Genomic DNA, 252 nt, shown 5'->3' with positions numbered 1-252 from the left:
TGATCTATACCACCAATGCGATAGAGTCGCTAAACAGTGTGATTCGAACGGCGGTGAATAAGCGTAAGGTATTTCCCTCTGATCAGGCAGCGTTTAAAGTGGTATATCTAGCAACACAGCAGGCATCCAAAAAGTGGTCGATGCCTATTCGTAACTGGACGTCTGCTCTGAATCGCTTTATGATTATGTTTGATGATCGTATTAGTAAGCATTTAATCTAAATGGCAGTTACACAGAATCTGGGATGGTCTC

General features: G+C 42.5%; 1 protein-coding gene. It reads left to right on the top strand.

What is annotated here, in order from left to right:
- Positions 1–221, top strand: a 221-nt coding sequence (locus ACT3TU_RS14425; RefSeq protein ID WP_444784553.1) for a transposase, incomplete at its 5' end; no start/stop codon positions are given.
- Positions 222–252 lie beyond the last annotated feature (31 nt).

Source organism: Psychrobacter sp. AOP3-A1-26 (genome assembly GCF_052378235.1).
In the GTDB taxonomy this organism is placed as follows: domain Bacteria; phylum Pseudomonadota; class Gammaproteobacteria; order Pseudomonadales; family Moraxellaceae; genus Psychrobacter.
This window is presented reverse-complemented; position numbering and strand designations above follow the sequence as displayed.